Annotated in this window: 23 protein-coding genes and 2 other annotated features; of the genes, 21 read left to right on the top strand and 2 right to left on the bottom strand. The window is 33.8% G+C overall.

Annotated features, from left to right (window positions below):
• Position 1 precedes the first annotated feature (1 nt).
• The 7 genes from ABEY15_RS20225 (at position 2) to ABEY15_RS20195 (ending at position 7034) form a co-directional block, all read left to right on the top strand.
• Positions 2-1342: an acetyl-CoA carboxylase biotin carboxylase subunit gene (locus tag ABEY15_RS20225; protein WP_429891865.1), complete on the top strand. Its 1341-nt coding sequence runs from the start codon at positions 2-4 to the stop codon at positions 1340-1342.
• Between the two features lie 11 nt (positions 1343-1353).
• Positions 1354-1575, top strand: a complete 222-nt coding sequence (locus tag ABEY15_RS20220) for an acetyl-CoA carboxylase biotin carboxyl carrier protein subunit (protein WP_025568303.1) — start codon at positions 1354-1356, stop codon at positions 1573-1575.
• Positions 1576-1587: 12 nt separating this feature from the next.
• Complete coding sequence (locus ABEY15_RS20215) at positions 1588-2499, top strand: hydroxymethylglutaryl-CoA lyase (RefSeq protein WP_429891864.1); 912 nt, start codon at positions 1588-1590, stop codon at positions 2497-2499.
• On the top strand, positions 2500-3276 hold the full coding sequence (locus ABEY15_RS20210) for an enoyl-CoA hydratase-related protein (protein ID WP_025671249.1): 777 nt from the start codon (positions 2500-2502) through the stop codon (positions 3274-3276).
• A gap of 4 nt (positions 3277-3280) precedes the next feature.
• On the top strand, positions 3281-4810 hold the full coding sequence (locus ABEY15_RS20205) for an acyl-CoA carboxylase subunit beta (RefSeq protein ID WP_429891863.1): 1530 nt from the start codon (positions 3281-3283) through the stop codon (positions 4808-4810).
• A 468-nt stretch (positions 4811-5278) separates the two neighbouring features.
• Positions 5279-6541 carry a DUF2157 domain-containing protein gene (locus ABEY15_RS20200; RefSeq protein ID WP_429891862.1) on the top strand — a complete coding sequence of 421 codons (1263 nt, stop codon included), beginning with the start codon at positions 5279-5281 and terminating at the stop codon, positions 6539-6541.
• Positions 6531-7034 carry a GDYXXLXY domain-containing protein gene (locus ABEY15_RS20195; protein ID WP_429891861.1) on the top strand — a complete coding sequence of 168 codons (504 nt, stop codon included), beginning with the start codon at positions 6531-6533 and terminating at the stop codon, positions 7032-7034. Before ABEY15_RS20200 ends, ABEY15_RS20195 begins: the two co-directional genes overlap by 11 nt.
• 55 nt (positions 7035-7089) lie before the next feature.
• Here ABEY15_RS20195 and ABEY15_RS20190 read toward each other — a convergent pair whose 3' ends face one another.
• On the bottom strand, positions 7090-7656 hold the full coding sequence (locus tag ABEY15_RS20190; RefSeq protein WP_069034947.1) for a biotin transporter BioY: 567 nt from the start codon (positions 7654-7656) through the stop codon (positions 7090-7092).
• A gap of 758 nt (positions 7657-8414) precedes the next feature.
• Positions 8415-8643: a binding site (T-box leader), on the top strand.
• Positions 8644-8691: 48 nt separating this feature from the next.
• Positions 8692-8923, top strand: a binding site (T-box leader).
• Positions 8924-9396: 473 nt separating this feature from the next.
• On the opposite strand from ABEY15_RS20190, the gene ABEY15_RS20185 reads away from it, so the two are divergent.
• The 11 genes from ABEY15_RS20185 (at position 9397) to ABEY15_RS20135 (ending at position 18611) form a co-directional block, all read left to right on the top strand.
• Positions 9397-11133 (top strand): aromatic amino acid hydroxylase, encoded by a 1737-nt coding sequence (locus tag ABEY15_RS20185; RefSeq protein WP_429891860.1) that lies wholly within the window; start codon positions 9397-9399, stop codon positions 11131-11133.
• Between the two features lie 110 nt (positions 11134-11243).
• On the top strand, positions 11244-11612 hold the full coding sequence (locus ABEY15_RS20180) for a VOC family protein (protein WP_429891859.1): 369 nt from the start codon (positions 11244-11246) through the stop codon (positions 11610-11612).
• A gap of 130 nt (positions 11613-11742) precedes the next feature.
• Positions 11743-12540 carry a YwqG family protein gene (locus tag ABEY15_RS20175; protein ID WP_429891858.1) on the top strand — a complete coding sequence of 266 codons (798 nt, stop codon included), beginning with the start codon at positions 11743-11745 and terminating at the stop codon, positions 12538-12540.
• Between the two features lie 144 nt (positions 12541-12684).
• Positions 12685-13671 (top strand): GNAT family N-acetyltransferase, encoded by a 987-nt coding sequence (locus ABEY15_RS20170; protein WP_429891857.1) that lies wholly within the window; start codon positions 12685-12687, stop codon positions 13669-13671.
• 42 nt (positions 13672-13713) lie between these two features.
• A complete protein-coding gene (locus ABEY15_RS20165; protein ID WP_429891907.1) occupies positions 13714-14256 on the top strand; it encodes a GNAT family N-acetyltransferase in 543 nt (180 codons plus the stop codon).
• A 25-nt stretch (positions 14257-14281) separates the two neighbouring features.
• Complete coding sequence (locus tag ABEY15_RS20160; protein ID WP_429891856.1) at positions 14282-14725, top strand: SRPBCC family protein; 444 nt, start codon at positions 14282-14284, stop codon at positions 14723-14725.
• A gap of 2 nt (positions 14726-14727) precedes the next feature.
• Positions 14728-15846 (top strand): GAF domain-containing sensor histidine kinase, encoded by a 1119-nt coding sequence (locus tag ABEY15_RS20155; RefSeq protein WP_429891854.1) that lies wholly within the window; start codon positions 14728-14730, stop codon positions 15844-15846.
• Positions 15847-15859: 13 nt separating this feature from the next.
• On the top strand, positions 15860-16507 hold the full coding sequence (locus ABEY15_RS20150; RefSeq protein ID WP_429891853.1) for a response regulator: 648 nt from the start codon (positions 15860-15862) through the stop codon (positions 16505-16507).
• 48 nt (positions 16508-16555) lie between these two features.
• Complete coding sequence (locus ABEY15_RS20145) at positions 16556-17509, top strand: ketopantoate reductase family protein (protein WP_429891852.1); 954 nt, start codon at positions 16556-16558, stop codon at positions 17507-17509.
• A 134-nt stretch (positions 17510-17643) separates the two neighbouring features.
• Positions 17644-18192, top strand: coding sequence for an NADPH-dependent FMN reductase (locus tag ABEY15_RS20140; protein WP_429891851.1), 549 nt, complete (start codon positions 17644-17646; stop codon positions 18190-18192).
• A gap of 17 nt (positions 18193-18209) precedes the next feature.
• Positions 18210-18611, top strand: coding sequence for a VOC family protein (locus ABEY15_RS20135; RefSeq protein ID WP_429891850.1), 402 nt, complete (start codon positions 18210-18212; stop codon positions 18609-18611).
• Positions 18612-18769: 158 nt separating this feature from the next.
• Here the strand turns inward: ABEY15_RS20135 and ABEY15_RS20130 are convergent, their stop codons facing one another.
• Complete coding sequence (locus ABEY15_RS20130) at positions 18770-19201, bottom strand: YmaF family protein (RefSeq protein WP_429891849.1); 432 nt, start codon at positions 19199-19201, stop codon at positions 18770-18772.
• 173 nt (positions 19202-19374) lie between these two features.
• On the opposite strand from ABEY15_RS20130, the gene ABEY15_RS20125 reads away from it, so the two are divergent.
• Genes ABEY15_RS20125 through ABEY15_RS20115 form a run of 3 tightly spaced genes read left to right on the top strand, consistent with a single transcriptional unit; the run spans position 19375 to position 21090 of the window.
• Positions 19375-19845: an Lrp/AsnC family transcriptional regulator gene (locus ABEY15_RS20125; RefSeq protein WP_429891847.1), complete on the top strand. Its 471-nt coding sequence runs from the start codon at positions 19375-19377 to the stop codon at positions 19843-19845.
• A 10-nt stretch (positions 19846-19855) separates the two neighbouring features.
• Positions 19856-20470, top strand: a complete 615-nt coding sequence (locus ABEY15_RS20120) for a LysE family translocator (protein WP_429891846.1) — start codon at positions 19856-19858, stop codon at positions 20468-20470.
• 23 nt (positions 20471-20493) lie between these two features.
• Positions 20494-21090 carry a LysE family translocator gene (locus ABEY15_RS20115; RefSeq protein ID WP_429891845.1) on the top strand — a complete coding sequence of 199 codons (597 nt, stop codon included), beginning with the start codon at positions 20494-20496 and terminating at the stop codon, positions 21088-21090.
• Positions 21091-21272: the final 182 nt, after the last annotated feature.

Below are 21272 nucleotides of genomic sequence, written 5' to 3'. Positions count from 1 at the left end.
TATGATCAAAATACTTATTGCAAACCGCGGGGAAATCGCATGTAGAATTATCGAAACATGTAAAAAGCTTCGTTATCAAACTGTGGCAGTTTATTCAGATGCTGATAAAGAAAGTTTGCATGTTAAGTTAAGTGATGAAGCTTTTTCTTTAAAAGGGAATCATACAAAAGATACGTATTTAAACGCTGATTTAATTATAAAAATTGCAAAAGAAAATAATGTAACAGCAATTCATCCTGGATATGGCTTCTTATCAGAAAATAGCGATTTCGCTAGAAAATGTAAAGAAGCGGGCATTTTATTTGTTGGTCCTAAGCCAGAACATCTAGAGATGATGGGCGAAAAAATTAGAGCTAGACAAATAATGGAACAATTAAACATTCCATTAATTAAAGGAAATTCTCACCCAATTCAATCAGTTGAAGAAGCGAGAGAAATAGCAGAACAAATTGGCTATCCTGTTATGTTAAAAGCTTCTAGTGGTGGCGGCGGTATTGGTATGAAGTTAATCGAAAACGAAGCACAGCTAGAAAAAGAGTTTTTAACAACACAAACGAGAGCACTTCAATTTTTTGCGAATGATGATGTATTCATTGAAAAAGCGATTATTAAACCAAGACATATTGAAGCACAAATCGCTGCTGATACACATGGCAACGCTGTTTTCTTATTTGAAAGAGATTGTTCAATTCAAAGAAGAAACCAAAAAGTTGTTGAGGAAGCACCATCACCGTTCCTTTCTCCACAAGGTAGAAAGAAACTTGAAGAATATGCCCTTACGATTGCTAATCAAATGAAATATGTAAACGTGGGGACAATTGAATTTTTAGTTGATGAAAAAGAAAATATTTATTTCTTAGAAATGAATACTAGATTACAAGTTGAACACGGTGTAACGGAAGGAATTACAGGAATTGATCTAGTTGAATGGCAGTTCCGTATCACATTTGGTGAAACACTTCCAATTCGTCCAACTCATGTAGAAATGAATGGTCACTCTATCGAAGTAAGGGTATATGCTGAGGATCCTAAAACTTTCTTCCCATCGCCAGGAACAATTCAACACTGTAACTTCCCAGAGGAGATTGGTGTACGTATTGATACGCATCTTTATGATGGATGGGTTGTATCACCGTTTTATGATCCACTATTAGCGAAAGTAATTGTTACGGCTAATACAAGAAAAGAAGCAGTAATTCAACTGCAGAATTATCTTAAAAAGGTAGAAATTGAAGGTATTAAAACAAATGTGCCATTTTTGATTGATATTCTATCAACGAATGCATTCCAAGAAGGCGATTATACAACGAGCTTTATTAGTGAATATCAAAAGGTGAAATGAGGTAATTAGATATGGAAAACTTAACTGCAATGATGGCTGGAAGCGTATGGAAATGTCTTGTATCTGTAGGGGACGAAATTAGTAGTGATCAAGATTATGTAATCTTAGAATCTATGAAAATGGAAATTCCGCATGCTGCTCCTTATAAATGTAAAGTCGTAAATGTGTTCGTTAACGAAGGCGATTTTGTAAACGAGGGCGACTCTTTAATTCAAGTTGAAAAACTAGGTTAGGAGTTATTAGTGATGAAGCTACCTCAATCGGCTTTTATAAGAGAAGTAGGTCCACGTGATGGTTTGCAAAATGAAAAACAGTTTGTTTCAACTGAAAAGAAGCTTGAGTGGATCGATTTATTAGTAGAAAGTGGTTTGTCTTATATTGAAGTTTCTTCGTTTGTGAGACCAGACTGGATTCCTCAATTAAGTGACTCGGTAGATCTATTTACGAAGCTTAAGAAAAAAGATGGGGTTACTTATGCAGCTCTTGTTCCTAATAAAAGAGGGTTAATGAGTGCATTTGAAGTAGATGCAGATGAAATTAATTTCTTTGTTTCTGCTAGCGAAACACATAATTTAAAAAATAAAAATGCGAGCATCGAACATTCAATGAGCGATATTCGCTCAATGATTACGGAATGTAAAAATAATAAAAAGACTACTAGAGCGTATATTTCAACTGTATTTGGTTGCCCATATGAGGGTGCTGTAGACCAAATGAAGGTGATCAATCTTGCAAACCAATTACTTGATTGTGGAGTAGATGAAATTTCCTTAGGCGACACAATCGGAATTGCTAATCCGCATCAGGTATATCAATTTTTAGAAAATCTAGTTAAAGAAGTACCAGTTAATCGAATTGCTATGCATTTCCATGATACATATGGTCGTGCTGTTGCAAACCTATATACTTCTTTACTATTTGGAATTGAAAAATTTGATTCATCAAATGGTGGACTAGGTGGTTGTCCATATGCACCAGGAGCTAGTGGTAATGTAGCTACGGAAGATGTTGTTTCATTACTTCATAATTTAGGTATTACAACTAATGTGGATGAAAAGAAACTTCATCAGGCTACTTCATATATCTCTGAACAAATGAACTTAACACCAGTTAGTAAGCTATTTTCCGTATGGAATGGTTCAAAGGAGAGTATTTAAATGGAATCAAGTTTATTAGTAAGTGATATCGGTCATATTAGAATTCTTACATTAAATCGTACAAATGCAGCTAATTCATTATCACGTGAGTTACTAGATGCTCTTCATGGCCAAATGGATGAGTTAAAGAAATCATCTGTACGTGCTGTCATATTTACTGGTAGTGGATCATCTTACTTCTGTAGTGGTGCTGATTTAAAAGAAAGAAGAGGCATGACTGAGAGTGAGGCTCGAGAAACTGTTGAAAAAATCGGGACACTTTTTGAAAAAGTTGAAAGATTACCTATGCCAACAATAGCAGCAATCAATGGAGTTGCCCTAGGTGGAGGACTTGAACTTGCTTTAGCGTGTGATTTAAGAATTGCTCATAAAGAAGCAATCGTCGGTTTACCAGAAACATCTTTAGCGATTATTCCAGGTGCTGGTGGTACACAAAGACTCCCACGTTTAATTGGACTTGGAAGAGCGAAGGAACTAATCTTTACTGGCAAACGTTTAAATGCACATGAGGCTGAAGGCTACGGCATTCTAGAACATGTTGTTGAAATAGATGAATTACAAAATAAGGCGCTTGAAATATGCGAAACAATCGCAAGTAAAGGTCCTCTAGCAATCCGTGCAGCAAAAAAGGCGATTCAACGTGGTTTCGATCTTCCTTTAGATTTAGGGTTAAGATTAGAAACTTATGAATATGAAACTTTACTGCATACAAACGACCGTATGGAAGGATTAGTAGCATTTCAAGAAAAGCGTAAGCCGCAATATAAAGGAGAGTAATTGCATGTCAAACGAAGCAACATATCAAGCTCGAAAAGAACAAATACTTTCTGGTGGGAAAGAAAAATATCATGAGAGCAATGCCAAAATTGGTAAACTCTTTGCAAGAGAAAGAATTAATCAACTTTTAGATAAAGACAGTTTTGTGGAAGATGGTTTCTTTGCGAACTGTATGAATGATGAATTTCCAGCAGATGGCATCGTAACAGGAATTGGTAAAATTAATGGCCGTACTGTATGTGTAATGGCGAATGATTCAACTGTAAAAGCAGGTTCATGGGGCGAAAAAACAGTTGAAAAGATTATTCGCATTCAAGAAACATGTTTAAAAATGCTAGTACCTCTAATTTATTTAGTGGATTCTGCAGGAGCACGTATTACTGATCAAGTATTTATGTTCCCAGGTAGACGCGGTGCTGGACGTATATTCCACAACCAAATTAAGCTATCAGGTCAAGTACCTCAAATCTGCTTATTATTTGGACCTTCTGCTGCAGGTGGAGCTTATATTCCTGCTTTCTGTGATTCTGTATTTATGGTTGAAGGTAATTCTTCAATGTACTTAGGTTCACCTCGTATGGCTGAAATGGTAATTGGTGAAAAAGTTACACTCGAAGAAATGGGTGGAGCTAGAATGCACTGTTCAGTTTCAGGATGCGGAGATGTATTGTGTGAGTCAGAAGAAGAAGCGATTGCTAAGTTAAAAGATTATTTATCTTATTTACCAACTAATTTCAAGCAAGGGGCTCCTGTTGTTGAGGCTAAAAATCCTGTTCAAAAGGAGAAGTCTTTAGCAGAAATTATACCAAGCAATCAAAACGTACCTTTTTCTATTTATGAATTTATCGACCGAGTAGTTGATGAAGATTCATTCTTTGAAATTAAAAAGCTATTTGCCCCTGAACTAGTGACTGGTTTTGCTAGATTAGATGGACGTAGCGTAGGAATTATCGCTAACCAACCGAGAGTTAAAGGTGGCGTATTATTCCATGATTCAGCGGATAAAGCAGCTAAATTTATTAATTTATGTGATGCTTACCATATTCCTTTATTATTCTTAATGGACGTACCTGGTTTCATGATTGGTACAAAAGTAGAGCGTGCAGGGATTATCCGCCATGGTGCAAAAATGCTTTATAGCATGAGTAATGCATCTGTTCCAAAAATCTCAGTTATCGTTCGTAAAGCATACGGTGCTGGACTTTACGCAATGGCAGGCCCTGCATTTGAAACAGACTGTGTAATTGCATTCCCATCAGCTCAAATCGCTGTAATGGGTCCTGAAGCAGCAGTAAACGCAGTATATGCAAAGAAAATTGCAAGCTTACCTAAAGAAGAACAAGCTACCTTTATCCAAGAAAAACGTAAAGAGTATGCTGAAGATATCGATATTTACCGCCTAGCATCTGAGCTAGTAGTAGATGTAGTCATTCAACCAGAAGAGCTACGTACAGAGCTAATTAAACGTTTTGCATATTACTCAGAATCATATGAAACTCCTGCTACGAAAAAGCATGGTGTTTATCCAGTATAATAGTTGACGAAACAGCCCTAGAGATAGGGCTGTTTTTTGTTTTGGAATAGGAGAGAGGGGTATAGTAGGGTAGCGTGTAAAAGAGACATGTAAGGTGCAAATAAATAGCGTGTAAGTGCAAATAGTAATAGGAAGTGCAAATAAAAAAGACAAAAGTGTAAATAAAATCAGAGAAGTGCAAATAAAAAAGGCAAAAGTGCAATTAAAATCAACAAAACTGCAAATAAACAGTTAAAGCAAACCATAATACAACAAAAATTAATGTTTTTTCTACTAAAATAATTAGATTTAGTGAAAAATGGGAGTTACGTCTAGGAATTAATGAATTAAACAAACGTTTGATTTATCAAGATTAATAGTCGTTTTTAATAATATTTTAGATTTAGAGGTAATTAATGTTTTATTAAGAAATTATAATAATAATGGAAGCAGTTTTATAAGCTGCTATTAGAAGGGGGGCATAATTAAATGAGTAAATTAGATCAAAAGCTGAAAGAATGGCACAAGCACAACTTACTAGACGAAGGTTCATTAAATCGAATATTAGAGTATGAAAGACACCGAACTAATGCTGAAAAGCAGTCGTTTTTAGGGAATATTGTTCCATTTTTAATTGCATTACTTGTTGCATTTTCGATTTTAGCACTTGTTGGTAGTAACTGGAACGAATATAGCCAAACGGTAAGGTTAGTTATTATTTTTATAACATTATTTGTTTTCCATGCAGTTGCATTTATAAGTTATCAAAAAGGCAAAGAATTGTTTGGTCATTGTTTAAACTTTATTAACGTAATCGGGTACGCATGCGCATTCGTTTTAATTGTACAAATGTATCAGTTTTCCAGTGACAGTCCAGTCTTTCTAATCACTTGGACAATGCTCGCATTCCTTTACTATTATGTGTTAAAGCATAACATGTTTTATTATCTTTTCTTAGGAATCGGATTTTTTAGTTTGAGCTATAGTGCTGGAATAGAAACGGCACATGTTTATCTTCTTCAAATTCCTTTGTTACTTTGCTCAATTTACTTCTTAAAAATTATGAAGAACCGCTGGAATGCTAGCTTTAATTATACATTTCTAGGTTATATTATCATTATGTTTTTCCAAACATTTTCAGATCGTGAGTATATGACGCCGATTATTCTAATAGTATTTATTCTTTGGTACTTAAATGAGCGTGGTGTAATCAATTATGTTTTGTTACCTGTATTTACCCTATTTGTATGGATAGACACATTTATCATTACAATTTTTGGAGAAGCATATGATGTAGTTCATGAGTTACAAAATGAATTTTCATATGGATTATTAAAGCCGATAGCAGTGCCATTTTTTAATACTATTATTCTATTAATTCTCTTATTAGCAATCTATACTGCGTACAAGAAGTGGAAAGGTAATGAACCAATTAAAAATTATCTTTGGATCTTCTTATTTATATTTTTATTACCAACTATAGGGGTTCAAAATGAATTAGCTAATATGATTGTAGGTGTCCTGATCTTATTCACGTACTCATGCATACGTTTATTTAAAGGTGTTTCAAATCAGGAAAAAGGAAGCATTATTATAGGCTTCATTACATTTGCTTCACTCGTTATTGGAATTTATACAGGATTTGCCATTTCATTTATAAGTAAATCAATTGTGTTTATTATCCTTGCAGTAGTTCTATATTTTGTCTATATCCAATCGAGAAAAGCAAGAGGTGATGAACATGCAAAATAAGAAGAAATTACTTTTGCTTTCAATCATTCAATTTATTTTATTACTAGCTTTACTTGGAAACATCATGTACTTTAAGCAATCAGCCGATACGTTTAAAATAAAATCAGAAAGTTTGGATCCAGTGGAACCTTTATTAGGACATTATGCAGCCCTATCTTATGATTTTGACTCAATAACAATGAAGGATTGGAAAGGTAAAGGTAAGCCGAAAGAAGGGGAAAAAGTTTATATTGTCTTTCAAAAGGGACAAAACGATATTTATCAATTAGATTATGTAACGGATCATCGTCCAAAACATTTAAAATACATTAAAGCAACTATTCAATACGTATTTTTAGAAGAAGACGAAGAAATTGTAATCAACCATAATCTAGGTCGTTTTTACATTCCTGAAAGCCAAATGGACAAATACAATCAAGGCGAATCTAAGTATATTGTTACAGTCCAACAAAAAGGAGATCGATCAGTCGTTAAAGCTGTTGATGTTCAATGAAATAACCTTTTAATATAAAAAAGAGCTCACTTCATAAAAATGAGCTCTTTTTGTATTAAGCTGAAATTTCATCACGTTTTAATAAATTAGCTTTTGCTAAACGTTTTCCAATAATAACACCTAATGCAGATGCTACGTAGGCTTTAACTAATCCAAGAATAATGAAAGGATAAAAACCGAAAGCCATTGCATCGTGCCAACTTAGAGAAGCAGCAATTTTTAACCACACAGTACCAAATATTAACGTTACAAACATTCCGATTGTGTTTGCAATCATTGCATTTAAGACCGTGAACTTAGTTTTTTCAATATAGTAAGCGATGATGAAAATAGTTGGAATAAATCCAATTAAATAACCACCTGTTGAACCGACTAGTACACCAAACCCCGCAGCACCACCTGCGAAAACTGGGATTCCGATTGCGCCAAGTGCTAAATAAAGAAGTAACGAAATTGTTCCGTATTTCTTACCTAAAATCGTAGCCGCTAAGCCGATTGCTAATGTTTGTCCTGTGATTGGAACAGGAGAAAAGGGCAAAGGAATAGATACTTGAGATAGAATACCAATAATTGCTGCAAATAAAGCTGAATTAATAAGCATTTTTAATCTTTCTTGTTGCATTACAAAATCTCCCTCTCTTTATGTTAACTTATTTGATTTATTAGTTAACATATTATAAATTAATTATATTTTATAAAAGTAGATTGTCAATATGATTAAATTTAAAGGGTACAAAATCATTAATTTTGAGAAAATTTAAATGAAGGGAGTCCCCAATTAAATAAAAAAGAGTAATTCGAATACGATTACCCTCCTTTCAAAACTATAATTTTTTTCCTGTATAATTTAATTAAGAGTGCATGTAAATTTAAAATGCAGTATGTTTGCTCAAACACAGATACCTTATGTTAGTTAACTCAATAAAAGGAAACATATCTAGACATTTATTAGAGAAGTTAGTCCATGTGCCGGAGATAAATTTTATTAATATAACATTATTTCTTTTCTTCCAAAAAGATGAAGCTAGTTGAAATAGGTGTAAATTTTCTAACGGGAAATTAAGTAAATATTAAAGAGTGAAAATAACTTTGGCATGAAAAAATATTATGGTACTAGTAAATAACATAGATAATAGACTTTTTCGTTTTATTTATTGCCAAATCCTTGTTTAGGCTAGACAGAAAAAGTGTGTTACTACTATAAAATCGAGATAGGTATTTAACATTTAGTTTGTGAGTCTAAAGTATATATTTCTAATTAGATATTCCTATAGGTAAGGGGTTTGATTATATTAAAATAATAAAAACTTCAAAAAAAATAATATGGCTAAGTATTGACATTTACGAAAAATAGGAATAAAGTATGTATTAATTGAATCACGAAAAGCAATGATAGGAATTTTAGTAGTGGAGTTTTCCCTGTAACAGAGAGCTGGTGGTTGCTGCAAACCAGTACATAGAACACATGAATTACGATCCTAGAGCATCTTCCTCGAAACGAATTGTGAGGGGAAGACGGTGAAGAGCCGTTATGAAATGAAGATATTAGTATTGTTTTTAATACTAATAATTTAGGGTGGTACCGCGAATAGACTATTTCGTCCCTACTGTGCAAACAGTAGGGACTTTTTTATTTTAAGAAAATAATTTAATTAAATAATAAGCAATGAATGGAACTAAAGTAGTGAAGTTTTCCCTGTAACAGAGAGCTGATGGTTGGTGCAAATCAGTACATAAAACGACATGAATTACAATCCACGAGCATCTTCTTCGAAACGAATTGTGAGGGGAAGACGGTGAAGAGCCGTTATGAAATGAAGATATTAGTAAGTTTTAGTAAAACAGCTAATAACTAGGGTGGTACCGCGAATTTAAAGTTCGTCCCTACTGTGCAAACAGTAGGGATTTTTTTATGTAAAAAAATCCTGTGTGCATGTATAGATGTGACGGAATAAGCTACAAATGTGGTGAGAACTTTTGGGAAAAACAAGCTTGTCTTGTTTTGAGTTGTCTAGTTCCAGGCGTTAGCCCCTCGAGGTCATAAGCCAAAGTCCAATAAAGGTAAAAACCAACCTTTATCGGCCTTTGTCTTATGCTTGTCGGGGCTGAGCAAACGCCTTCCACATTTCGTGTTTGAAAGGAGTGATGTGTTTGGTTGATTACGACTATAAATACCGAATAAAAAAAGATTTTGTAGAAAGAAGGAGTAATTTGGAAAAAGTAGAAATGGTTAAATGATGGAAACTTGCTTAAAAATGCTCAAAAAAAGCTTTTAGCAAGATATAGATAGAACGGGTATTTTTAAGAAAGTAGAGTAATAGATTTTTAAGTGAAATAATTTTTAAAAAGGGGAATTGATGACATGAAAGAAGCAACTTTTGAAACAAAAATAATACCACCTCATTTAAAGCAATACTTATCGGAGCAAAATTATGATCTTTACACGCCAATTGATCATGCTGTATGGCGATATGTAATGAGACAAAATCATCACGCATTAAAAGATAAAGCACATTCTGCATTTGTCGATGGACTAAAGATGTCAGGAATTGAAACGGAAAAAATTCCAAATGTAGCTGAAATGAACGAGTGCCTTTCAAAAATCGGATGGGGCGCAGGAATCGTTAATGGATTAATTCCAGGCGCTGCATTTTTTGAACTTTTAGCAAATGGTATTTTACCGATCGCAACTGAAATTAGACAAATAACGAATATAGAATATACACCTGCTCCAGATATTATTCATGAGGCTGCAGGACACGCGCCAATATTATTTGATCCTGTATTTAGAGAATACGTACAAAAAATTGGTTCAATTGGTGCAAAGGCATTTGCTACAAAAGAAAAACAAGAATTATTTGAAGCAGTTAGAAATTTAACGATTGTAATGGAAGATCCAAAATCGACGCCAGAAGAAAAAGCTGCTGCACAAAAATTAGTTGAAGAAAGACAAAAAGCAATAGTTGGAATTTCAGAAGCTGAAAAAATTTCACGCGTATTCTGGAGAACAGTTGAATATGGTCTAATTGGTGAACTAGATAACCCAAAAATTTACGGCGCTGGTTTATTATCATCAGTAGGTGAAAGTACACATTGCTTTACAGATGCAGTTGAAAGACTACCTTTCTCTATTGAAGCTTCTACATTACAACCGAAAAATATAACTGAAATGCAAGCACAATTATTCATATGCAAAGATTTCGATGAGTTAATGCAAGGTGCTGAAGAATTAGCAAGCACTATGGCATTCCGTGTAGGTGGAACAGAAAGCTTAGATAAAGCTCTTAAATCGAAAAGCGTTGCTACATTTGAATTAAATTCTGGATTAAGTGTAACTGGTATTGTTCATGCAATCTTAAAAGATGAAAATGGTGAAGCAATTTACGTTAATACAACTGGCGAAACAGCACTTTCAATAAATAATAAGCAATTAGAAGGTCACGGAAAAGACTACCATGCTAAAGGGTTTGGTACACCTATTGGACTTTTAAAAGGAAATATTGAATTAGAAGAATGTGACGATGCTGCACTTAAAAATTTAGGCATTGTCGTAGGAAACTTTGTTGATTTAGAATTCTTAAGTGATGTAAGCGCTTCCGGTAGAATTGTGAATATCATTAAAAATGAAGACAAAGTTGCATTAATCTCATTTGAAGACTGCACTGTTACTTACGAAGGAAAAGAATTATTCAAAAAAGAGTGGGGAACTTTTGATATGGCAGTTGGTTCTCGAGTTGAATCAGCATACCCTGGTGCAGCTGACCCAACATCTTACTTTAGTGATTCAATTAAAGAAGTAGAGTTCGTAATGGAAACACCAGCCCCATTAACTGAATTAGAAAAATTATATAAAGAAGTTAGAGTAATTAGAGAAAAGAATACATTCTGTGATGACTGTATTTCTAAACTAATTGCTGTGCATAATGAGCTTAATCGTGAACACCAAAGTGATTGGTTATTACGATTAGAATTACTTGAAATTGCAACAGTTAATGCTAAATTAGAGCAAATTGTGGAGCCGCTAAAAGCTGAATTGGAAGCATTAAGAAAAGAGGATTCTTTAAAGAATCTTATTACAAATGGCTTAAAGCTAGTATAATATGTAAGAATATTGGGAAAAGCGTTACTTCATAGAGGTAATGCTTTTCTTATTTAATAGTTCTGGTAATCTAAAGATATAAATTTTTCATAATGGGAGAGGTGTTATCGATGGCATTTGAAGTAAAAGGAATTGATCATATTCAATTAGTTTGTCCAAAGGGTGGAGAGGATGAAGCTAGAAAATTTTATAATGAAATTTTAGGTATGAAGGAATTGCCAAAGCCGAAAAATTTAAAAGGCAGAGGTGGATGCTGGTTTATTTGTGGTAATCAAGAAATTCATATTAGTATTCAAGAAGATTTTATAGCACCTAAAAAAGCTCATCCCGGTTTAATTGTTACAAACATAGAGGCATTAAGAGAGCAACTGCTTCAACTCAATTTTGAAATCAAAGAGGAACCACCAATAGAAGGTCGTACTCGATTTTTTGTAAATGATCCATTTGGGAATAGAGTCGAGTTTTTAGAATTTCATTAAGTACTATTTTTTAACCACTGTATATAAACAGTGGTTTTTTACTTTTAATTGAGCGACTTAGCTAGAATTGAATTGTTAATTTTAAGAAAATTGGTATGATTTAATTATCATATACAAAAGTAGGTGCTTCATGGCTAAACAAATAAATTTACCGAAAGAATTACAAATTTATAAAGAAACAATTGAGTCTACCGTTAAAGATTCAGTTGAAATTGAACCAATAGTAAGAAAGACTTCTTTAATAGAAAGTAAGTTTTCAGGAGACCCTTATTTTCCAGTTAGTTTGGAATATCCAAAGAATGAAAATGGGGAACCTATGAAATTGCTTGCTCAGATTAACTATTCTGATTTACCAAAAATGGAAAATTTTCCAACGTCAGGATTGCTTCAATTTTATATAGCTATTGATGATCTGTATGGACAAGATTTTGATCATCCAACTAGTCAAAAAAGCTTTAGAGTGATTTATCATGAAAATATAAATGAAACAAACCTGATTGAAGATTTCTCTTTTATAACAGGTGATGTAGAAGATGAATTTCCAATTGGAAAAGAAGCTGCAATGAAGTTTGAATTAACAGCCCAACCAATATCCCCTGAAGCAATGGACTTCGAAAAAATCGAATTAGATGTGCCATTTGACGCAGAAATTGACAATGATGATTATGAAGAGCTAGGTGAGCTTTATTTTGAGTATTTTAGTGGAGATGGCCATCGAATTGGAGGATATCCATATTTTACTCAGTCAGATCCAAGAGAATATATTAAAAAAACTGAAAATCACTCTATCTTGTTATTACAAATTGATAGTGATGAAACAATTGAATGTATGTTTGGCGACGTTGGTGTAGCGAACTTCTTTATTAAAAAAGAGGATTTATTAAAAAAGGATTTTACTAATATTCTATACACATGTGATTGTTGTTGAATTTTACTAGATTAGAGAGCATTATCCGGCTATAAGCAGGAAGTAATGGTCTTTTTATGGAACTAGTAATGAGTGAATGAAACATAATTCAATATTCTAAATTGTCAAGCGGTTTCACTTGTAAAAGTGCCAAGGAGGTTTGTTATGAAATTTATCGCGTTCGAAAATATACACTTAGATGAAGCGGCTAGTCTTTTGGCTATCCGTCATATGTATGACCGAAGTATAAACCCTGAATTACCATCTAAATTTGAAGAAGCTACGTATGCTAAGAAAGCTATTGAGGCACTTTTTAATGAAAAGGATAGTTTTGGTATTGCAGCGATGAATGATTCCGGGTTAGTTGGCTATATGATTGGATCAATTCAAACAGATAAAAATCGAGAACGTCATACTTGGATTAAATATGCAGGAATGGCTATAGCAGAAAGTGAAGATGAAGAATTATATCGTGAATTATATGTAGAGTTTGCCAAGAAAATGGTAGAGCTTGGTTCGTTTAATCATTACGTAATGGTACCAAGTGGAAATAAGTCTACTTTAGATGCTTGGCTTCATTTAGGATTTGCCTATGAGCAGGTTCATGGTATACGTGATTTATCAGTTTCATCTGATAAAGAATTTGAAGATATACAGATTCGATTGGCAACTAGTGAAGATGAAAAAAGAATACGTGAATTAGCAACAGTGATCATGGAACACCAAGCGAAGTCACCAGTATTTGCACCAGGGTTTATTGAAGAAAGAGATGACTATCAGGAAGGTTACGCAGAAATTATTAATGATGAAGAGGCAACGTTATGGTTAGCGCTCTATCAAAATGAGATTGTTGGTTTTCAAGTATTTGAATCAGCGGTAGCATCTGATGAGAATTTATTAACACCTGAATCTTGCATTAGTTTAGTAGTAGGAGCAACGGTCGAATCTTCTCGCGGAATGGGTGTTAGTACGACCTTATTACAGCATGGACTTACTTTTGCCGACAGAGAGGGCTATAAACTTTGCGAAACAGATTGGAGAATAACGAATTTAGAATCCTCGAGATTCTGGCCAAAAAATGGTTTTAAACCAATAGCGTTTCGTTTAGTCCGTAAAATCGATCCTAGAATAATATGGGCAACAGGCGTTTAATGAGTCAGGAAAAGCAGGGAAATAAGGGAGTGTATGAAACAGATGAAATTAGTTGGTAATAATATCTATTTAAGACATTTAGAAGTTGCAGATGCAGAGGATTTTTTATCATACGAAGTTCGAAATAGAGAGTTTTTTAAACCTTTTACATATATAAAAGACGAGAGTTTCTATACTTTGGATGCTCAGCAGGATCGCATTAAGTCAATTAAAGAGAAATGCGATAATGATTTGTATTATGGCTTTGGTATCTTTTTAAAGGAAACAGATGCATTTATAGGTTTTACGATGCTAGCAGAGGTATTAAGAGGAGATTTACAAAGTTGTTTTTTAGGTTACTCTTTAGATGAAAAACAAAACGGTAAAGGATATACAACTGAAGCTGCAAAGTTAGTTGTAGAATATGCTTTTAATGAATTAAAATTACATCGCATTGAAGCGGGTGTAATGCCGCATAACATTGGTTCAATAAGAGTATTAGAAAAGGCGGGTTTCCATAAAGAGGGAATTGCCAAGAAAAATGTACGTATAAATGGGAAATGGGAAGATCACCAAATGCTAGCTATTATTAATGAAAATGAATAACTATTTACCTTTTGGAGGGATTAATATGAATATTATTAGTTATCCAGATTTATCGAGTAGACCACATAGTCTCACTGTCGAACGAGTAATGGAAAATACTATCGATGTGTTGTATGAAGCTTGGACAAAAAGATTTGGTGATTGGTTTGCTGCGCCAGGCTCGGTGATTATGAAGGCAGAGGTTAATTCTGTATTTTTCTTTGAGACGCACTTTGAAGATAAACGTCATCCGCATTATGGTCGCTTTCTAAAGCTTGAGCAAAATCAACTTGTTGAGATTACTTGGTTCACTTCTGGATCAAAAACGGAGACCGTAGTCACTGTAGAGTTTTCAACAAATGAAAGTGGAGTAGCAGTTATTAGATTGACACATGCAGGATTCCCTGATGAATTATCAAGAGACCAACACGAGCAAGCGTGGCCGATGGTGCTTGAACAACTTGATCGTCGAATGAAGGAATTAGCATAAGTATGAAAAAAGAATCATTTCTTTTAGAGCTACAAGTATTAAAAGAAATTGCTGAAATATTAAACGAGGGTACTGATCTATACAGTACCCTCAATTGTGCCTTAGCCAAATTAGTTCAAGTTACGGGTCTAGATACAGGATGGATTTTTTTAATTGATAAAAATGGGGGCTATGAATTAGTCGCTTCACATGAATTACCTCCAGCTCTTATGAACGAAGAGACTAAGCCAATGTGCAATGGAGATTGTTGGTGTGTAGATAAATATAATACCGGAAGACTTAATAAGGCATCAAACATTATGGAATGTAAAAGATTAGAAGACTCAATTATTCATAATTGGGGAGAAACAAATGGTGTCACTCATCATGCGACTGTACCACTGCAAGCAGGCGAAGAATCATTTGGTTTATTAAATGTTGCTGCTTCTAATAAATTAAAATTTGATCAGGAAGAATTGAATTTACTAGGTGCAGTTGCGTTGCAAATTGGAACAGCAATTAAACGAATTCAATTAACAGATCAGGTAAAAGAGTTTGAGCTGGTTCAAGAAAGAAATCGTCTTGCAAAGGACTTACACGACTCAGTTAGTCAATTATTGTTTTCGATTAATATAACTGCCAAAGCAGGAGCAAATGTATCCGACAATGTGAAATTAAAGGATACATTTAATCATATTCAACAAATTGCTCAAGAAGCACAAGCAGAAATGAAAGCTTTAATATGGCAGCTTAGACCACAAGGTATTGAAAAAGGAATAGTTAGTGCATTAATTAACTATGGTGAAATGCTAGGATTAAAAGTAATTAGTAATGTAAAAGGAACAACGATATTACCTTCTAAAATAGAAGAAACGTTATGGCGCGTGGGTCAGGAAGCGTTTAATAATTGTAGAAAACATTCAGGACAAAATACGGTATATTTACAGCTATCAATCAGTACAAAGAAAGTAAAAATGACGATTCGAGATCAAGGTGTAGGTTTTATATGCCCAAAGGATGTACAAATTCCAACATTAGGTTTGAAAAGCATGAAGGAAAGAGTCGAATCGATAAAAGGGTCGTTTTTAGTTGAAAGTGATTTGAATAAAGGAACAAAAATTACGACGAATATCCCTTTTTAAAAAGGAGAGTTTTATGTCTATTAAAATATTAATTGCTGATGATCATCATGTAGTTAGGAGAGGACTTATTTTCTTCTTAAATACGCAAGATGATATTGAAGTTATTGGGGAAGCATCGAACGGTGAAGAAGCATTAAGCTTAATAAAAGAGCTAAGACCTGATATTGTTATCATGGATTTAGCGATGCCAGTTCTTGATGGAATTGAAGCAACCAAAAGAATAAAAATAGAGGGCTTAGCAGTTAAAGTAATGATTTTAACTAGTTTTTATGATCAAGATCATATTTTACCTGCAATTGAGGCAGGTGCAGCGGGATATTATTTAAAGGATAGTGACCCAGATGATCTCGTTTCCGCGATCCGAAAGATACATGACGGGGAAAAACAGTTTCATTCGAAGGTTACAACGCAATTAGTTTCTGCTTTAACTGGGAAGATAGAAACGAAGAATGATGATTCATTTCAAGACAAATTAACTAAGCGAGAAATGGATGTATTGAAGGAGATTACGAGGGGAAAGAGTAATAAAGAAATTGCAGCATCTTTATTTATTACAGAAAAAACTGTTAAAACCCATGTTTCGAATATTTTAGCCAAGACCCAGCTTCAAGATCGAACTCAATTGGCACTATATGCAGTACGAAATGGGATTTTGAAATAGACATTAGTAAGTTACAGATTTTTATTTTTAATAGAAAGGAAGAGTGTTATGCGAATTCTTGTATTAGGAGCTGGAGGAATTGGCGGCTATTTTGGAGGTCGCTTAGTAGAAAAGGGAGAAGATGTTACATTTCTTGTACGAGCTAATCGGAAAAAACAGCTAGAGGAAAATGGTTTAGTCATTCGTAGTGTGAATGGGGATTTTTCATTTCAACCGAATCTAATTACTGCAAAGAGTCCTGCCGAGATTTTTGACATCGTACTTTTCTCGACTAAGTCATATCATTTAAGCGACGCTATTTTGGATGTAAAACCATTCGTAGGTGATCAAACTGTTATTTTACCTCTTTTGAATGGTATTGCTCATCTGAATCCTTTAAAGCAGGCATTTGGTGAAGAAAAAGTTATAGGCGGTTTATGTTTTATCGAAACAACTTTGAATGAAGCCGGGGAAGTTGCTCAAACAAGTAAAGCTGCTAGACTTGTATTTGGTGAATTCTTAAGTAAAGAAACTGACCGTATTAAAAAAATTGCTGATGCATTTAGCGGTTCAAAAGCTGACTTTGTCCATAGTAAGCAGATTGAACGAGATATGTGGCATAAATATTTGTTTATTACTGTAATGTCTGGTGTTACGTCACTTATGCGTGCCCCAATTGGTCCAATTAGAGAAAGTGATGGTGGAAGAGCTACTATCCGTGAATTATTTGAAGAGTGCGCTAATATTATGAGATCCCATGATGCACCGATTTCTGAAAATATTGTGGATGAGCATATGAAATCAATTGATGCTCTTGGTTATGATATGAAGTCCTCTTTGCAGAGGGATATGGAAAAATGGTCATTAGTAGAGGGGGATCATTTGCAAGGGTATTTACTAGAACTTGCAAAGAAAAAGGATATAACTGCTAAATTACTTGAATTAGTTTATCAAAATATTAAAGTTTATCAAAAAATGAGTCAAGATCGTAATAATCGAGAAACCGAACGTTTATCAGTTTGAAATCTACAACTTTAGTTGTAGATTTTTTTCATTTTTTTATACTCCTAAACGTGTAGAAAAGTTCTATCAAATGACTGAAGTCTGGACTTTATAAATTGACTATACTAAAGGTACGAATTAAAGGAGTGGAAAATATGAATATTATAATGATTAATGGTAGTCCAAGAAAAGAAGGTCGTACAGGTAAATTAACTAAAATCATCTCGAAAAAATACAATATAAAAACAATTGATTTAAGTGAACTGGTATTACCAATTTATAATGGTCAAGAAGAGCAAAATGAAATAGCTAATATCCAAAAACTAAGATCACAGCTAGAAAATGCTGATGCTATGATCATTGCAACACCGGAATATCATGGTGGAATGAGCGGAGCATTAAAAAACGCTTTTGACTTTTTAGGTAGTAAGCATTTTAAAGATAAGCCAGTTGCAATATTAGCTGTATCCGGTGGAGGAAAGGGTGGAATTAATGCACTTAACAATATGAGAATTGTTTTAAGAGCATTATATGCAAATGTTTTATCAAAACAAGTTGTGATTGATCCATCAGACTTTATATCAGAAGGTACTGCGTTAGAAGAAAATACATCTTATTCAGTAGATAGCTTATTTCAAGAATTGAAGCTCTATACACAAATATCAAAAAAGCTAAATGAAGAATGGGCAACATTAAACTATTAAAGGATAAGGTGATGACAATGAAAAACTGGGTTCAGTTTAGAATTGCAAGACCTACAAACCAATTAGCTGAAATAAGTAAGTTCTATGGAGAAGGGCTAGGCTTAAAACGTGTGGGCGGTTTTCAAAATCAAAATGGTTACGATGGAATCATGTTTGGATTACCTAATGTTGAATACCATTTAGAATTTACTCAACATATTGATGGAAGCCCATGTCCTGCCCCAACAAAGGATAATCTTTTAGTATTTTATATACCTCATAAAGCTGAAATAGATCTTGTTAAAAACCGATTAAATAATATAGGTTATTTTGACGTTGAACCTGAGAATCCTTATTGGCTCGGAAAAAGTTTTACATTTGAAGACCCAGATGGGTGGAGAATTGTATTAATGAATACTGAAGGATTGAGGAATACTTAGGATTTCATATTCGTAAAAAACACGATGAAGAGCCTTCTATGGAAGGTTCAACATCGTGTTTTAATATTGCGTAGTCAAAGGTCCTATATTTATTCAGAATAAAAATTATGTATATTATGCCTTAATGAAATATACATAAATTGAATTTTACAATTGCATTAAACTAATGGTCTATCAATTAAAGTAGCGAATTCCAGATCGTGTTCATGATCATCATTGATCGTTGTCATTCCTTTGACAAAGTGAACATGCTTACCGTTTCCTACCGGAATAGGAGGGCCGGTTTCAATAATAACTTCGTGATGATGATCGAGAAAATCTGTATTTACTACAATTCGGTGTACATGACTATGTCTTCCTTTGGGAATGACTTCACTTGTAACTCCAGCAAAGCGATGATTATGTCGATCGTCATCTTCTTCTGCCAATTTAGTACTAGCTACAAATTCATGTACATGTGTTTGAGGTTTTTCTTCTGGCTGTTTTACTTCTGCCTCTTCGTTAGACACTTTTTCTGCTTCTTCGTTAGACTCTCTTTCTCTTTCTTTTTCTCTTAGTCTTTTTCGATATTCAAACGGGTCCCTTTTCATAAAATGACGCCCCTTTCGATAAAGATTGTCTTCCTTTTTTATTTTATTAGTACTAGTAGGTAAATATGATTCTTTAATGCTCATAATTATAAGTTTTTTATTGAGAAATATTGAATTACTTTCATAAAATAAGTAAAATGGAATAAATACTTACAAAAAGAAGGTTTTTGTTGATGGATACTTTCGATTTAAAAATTATTAATCATTTAATGGATAATTCTAGAATTAAGTGGGCGGATTTAGCTAGTGAGGTTGGCTTGTCAGCTCCGGCTACTGCTGAACGTGTTAACCGATTAGTTGAACAAGGTGTGATTAAAGGATTTGGTGTGCTAGTTGATGCAGAAAAAGTTGGAAGTGAATTAACTGCGTTTGTAGCTGTTTCACTTGAGCGACCCGAAAATCGAGCTCCTTTTTTAGAGCTTGTTAATCAATTAGAGGAAGTGCAGGAATGTCACCATATTGCGGGTGAAGATGATTATTTACTAAAAATAATAAGTAGAAATACAAAAGACTTGGATCGAGTAATTAGCCATGAAATAAAAGGGTTAAAGGGCGTAATAAGAACAAAAACAACAATTGTAATGGATACAACGAAAGAAACTTTTCGACTGCCATTACAAAAACATAAATTTTCTATAGAGTAGGGAGAGCAACATGAATCTTGAATTTTATATTAAAGGATTAATAATTGGCCTATCAATTGCTGCACCTGTTGGCCCAATTGGAGTACTGTGTATCCGTAGAACTCTAGCGTATGGAAGAATGGTTGGTTTAGTTTCTGGTCTTGGGGCTGCTACTGCTGATGGTATTTATGGCTTAGTTGCAGGCTTTGGATTAACTGTCATTATGAATTTTTTGATTGGTCAGCATTTTTGGATTCAGTTAATCGGTGGTTTCTTCCTCTGTTATTTAGGTGTAAAAACACTTATTTCAAAAGCCAGCTTTACTCAATCTGATACGCAGAAGAAAAATATAATTAATGCGTTTTTATCCGTTTTATTTTTAACGCTAACAAACCCAATGACGATTCTATCATTTATCGCCATTTTTGCGGGATTAGGAATTTCGAATTCAGATAGCAATATTGTTTCCTCTGTCATTTTAGTATTAGGTGTTTTTTGTGGTTCAAGTTTATGGTGGGTAATATTAAGCAGTGGTGTGGGACTATTTAGAACTCGGATCAATGATCGGTCTTTAACATTAATTAACCGTTTATCAGGTATTATTATTATTATTTTTGGTGGTATAGCTTTATATGGATTAATGTAAAGTAAGCGTAAGAGGGTATTTACATGTTATTAGTAAAAAGTTTTATTTTAGGTTTATCAGTTTCTGCACCTGTAGGCCCGATTGGTTTATTGTGCATACAAAGAATTATATCTAGGGGAAAAACAGCTGGATTTATGACAGGATTAGGCGCATCTTCGGCTAATTTATTTTACGCTAGTATTGCCGCATTTGGTTTTTCTATTGTTTCATCATTTTTAATTGAGCAGGAATTTGTTCTTCGAATCGTAGGTGCAATATTTTTATTTTATTTAGGAATTAAAACCTTTCTAAAAAGACCTGCTAAAACTGCCGCAAATTTGGAGGGTGAAGGCATGGTTAGTATGTTTCTCTCTACATTTTTATTAATGATCACAAATCCTGTAACAATTTTAAACTTTGTAGCAATGTTTGCAGGACTAGGTTTTGACCAAAGTTCTACATCAATAGGATCGGCAGTTTCACTAATTATAGGTGTTTTTTTAGGAGCGGTTTCTTGGTGGCTTATTTTAAGTGGTGTAGTTAGTTTGTTTCGAAATAAAATTACAAATCACTTAGGTTTAGTAAATAAAATGGCTGGTTTAATGATTATTGTTTTAGGAATTATTTCATTTATTAAGTAAAGAAGGAAGCTATATATTAATAGCTTCACGCTGTTGAAAAACAACCTTGTCAATTAAATTACCAAATTTTCGTAAAAGGAGTAGAGTGATGTTGATTTCCATTACAGGATGCTCGCTTTCCATGGGGCGAGATTCTTTAGCCTTCCCGCTTATCCCATAGGAGTCGAGCATCCTTTCATTCC

Origin of the sequence: Gottfriedia acidiceleris (assembly GCF_050457485.1) — a bacterium.
GTDB classification, from domain to species: Bacteria; Bacillota; Bacilli; order Bacillales; family Bacillaceae_G; genus Gottfriedia; species Gottfriedia acidiceleris_D.
Note: the sequence above shows the minus strand (reverse complement) of the source record. Positions and strands in the feature narration are given on the sequence as shown.

Excerpts from the sequence above, each read along its gene's own strand:
- ABEY15_RS20115 (WP_429891845.1), top strand. The coding sequence starts at position 20,494 with ATGTTATTAGTAAAAAGTTTTATTTTAGGTTTATCAGTTTCTGCACCT.
- ABEY15_RS20200 (WP_429891862.1), top strand. The coding sequence starts at position 5,279 with ATGAGTAAATTAGATCAAAAGCTGAAAGAATGGCACAAGCACAACTTA.
- ABEY15_RS20195 (WP_429891861.1), top strand. The coding sequence starts at position 6,531 with ATGCAAAATAAGAAGAAATTACTTTTGCTTTCAATCATTCAATTTATT.
- ABEY15_RS20180 (WP_429891859.1), top strand. The coding sequence starts at position 11,244 with ATGGCATTTGAAGTAAAAGGAATTGATCATATTCAATTAGTTTGTCCA.
- ABEY15_RS20190 (WP_069034947.1), bottom strand. The coding sequence starts at position 7,656 with ATGCAACAAGAAAGATTAAAAATGCTTATTAATTCAGCTTTATTTGCA.
- ABEY15_RS20170 (WP_429891857.1), top strand. The coding sequence starts at position 12,685 with ATGAAATTTATCGCGTTCGAAAATATACACTTAGATGAAGCGGCTAGT.
- ABEY15_RS20145 (WP_429891852.1), top strand. The coding sequence starts at position 16,556 with ATGCGAATTCTTGTATTAGGAGCTGGAGGAATTGGCGGCTATTTTGGA.
- ABEY15_RS20165 (WP_429891907.1), top strand. The coding sequence starts at position 13,714 with ATGAAATTAGTTGGTAATAATATCTATTTAAGACATTTAGAAGTTGCA.
- ABEY15_RS20215 (WP_429891864.1), top strand. The coding sequence starts at position 1,588 with ATGAAGCTACCTCAATCGGCTTTTATAAGAGAAGTAGGTCCACGTGAT.
- ABEY15_RS20135 (WP_429891850.1), top strand. The coding sequence starts at position 18,210 with ATGAAAAACTGGGTTCAGTTTAGAATTGCAAGACCTACAAACCAATTA.
- ABEY15_RS20220 (WP_025568303.1), top strand. The coding sequence starts at position 1,354 with ATGGAAAACTTAACTGCAATGATGGCTGGAAGCGTATGGAAATGTCTT.
- ABEY15_RS20120 (WP_429891846.1), top strand. The coding sequence starts at position 19,856 with ATGAATCTTGAATTTTATATTAAAGGATTAATAATTGGCCTATCAATT.
- ABEY15_RS20140 (WP_429891851.1), top strand. The coding sequence starts at position 17,644 with ATGAATATTATAATGATTAATGGTAGTCCAAGAAAAGAAGGTCGTACA.
- ABEY15_RS20130 (WP_429891849.1), bottom strand. The coding sequence starts at position 19,201 with ATGAAAAGGGACCCGTTTGAATATCGAAAAAGACTAAGAGAAAAAGAA.
- ABEY15_RS20225 (WP_429891865.1), top strand. The coding sequence starts at position 2 with ATGATCAAAATACTTATTGCAAACCGCGGGGAAATCGCATGTAGAATT.
- ABEY15_RS20155 (WP_429891854.1), top strand. The coding sequence starts at position 14,728 with ATGAAAAAAGAATCATTTCTTTTAGAGCTACAAGTATTAAAAGAAATT.
- ABEY15_RS20175 (WP_429891858.1), top strand. The coding sequence starts at position 11,743 with ATGGCTAAACAAATAAATTTACCGAAAGAATTACAAATTTATAAAGAA.
- ABEY15_RS20150 (WP_429891853.1), top strand. The coding sequence starts at position 15,860 with ATGTCTATTAAAATATTAATTGCTGATGATCATCATGTAGTTAGGAGA.
- ABEY15_RS20125 (WP_429891847.1), top strand. The coding sequence starts at position 19,375 with ATGGATACTTTCGATTTAAAAATTATTAATCATTTAATGGATAATTCT.
- ABEY15_RS20205 (WP_429891863.1), top strand. The coding sequence starts at position 3,281 with ATGTCAAACGAAGCAACATATCAAGCTCGAAAAGAACAAATACTTTCT.
- ABEY15_RS20185 (WP_429891860.1), top strand. The coding sequence starts at position 9,397 with ATGAAAGAAGCAACTTTTGAAACAAAAATAATACCACCTCATTTAAAG.
- ABEY15_RS20210 (WP_025671249.1), top strand. The coding sequence starts at position 2,500 with ATGGAATCAAGTTTATTAGTAAGTGATATCGGTCATATTAGAATTCTT.
- ABEY15_RS20160 (WP_429891856.1), top strand. The coding sequence starts at position 14,282 with ATGAATATTATTAGTTATCCAGATTTATCGAGTAGACCACATAGTCTC.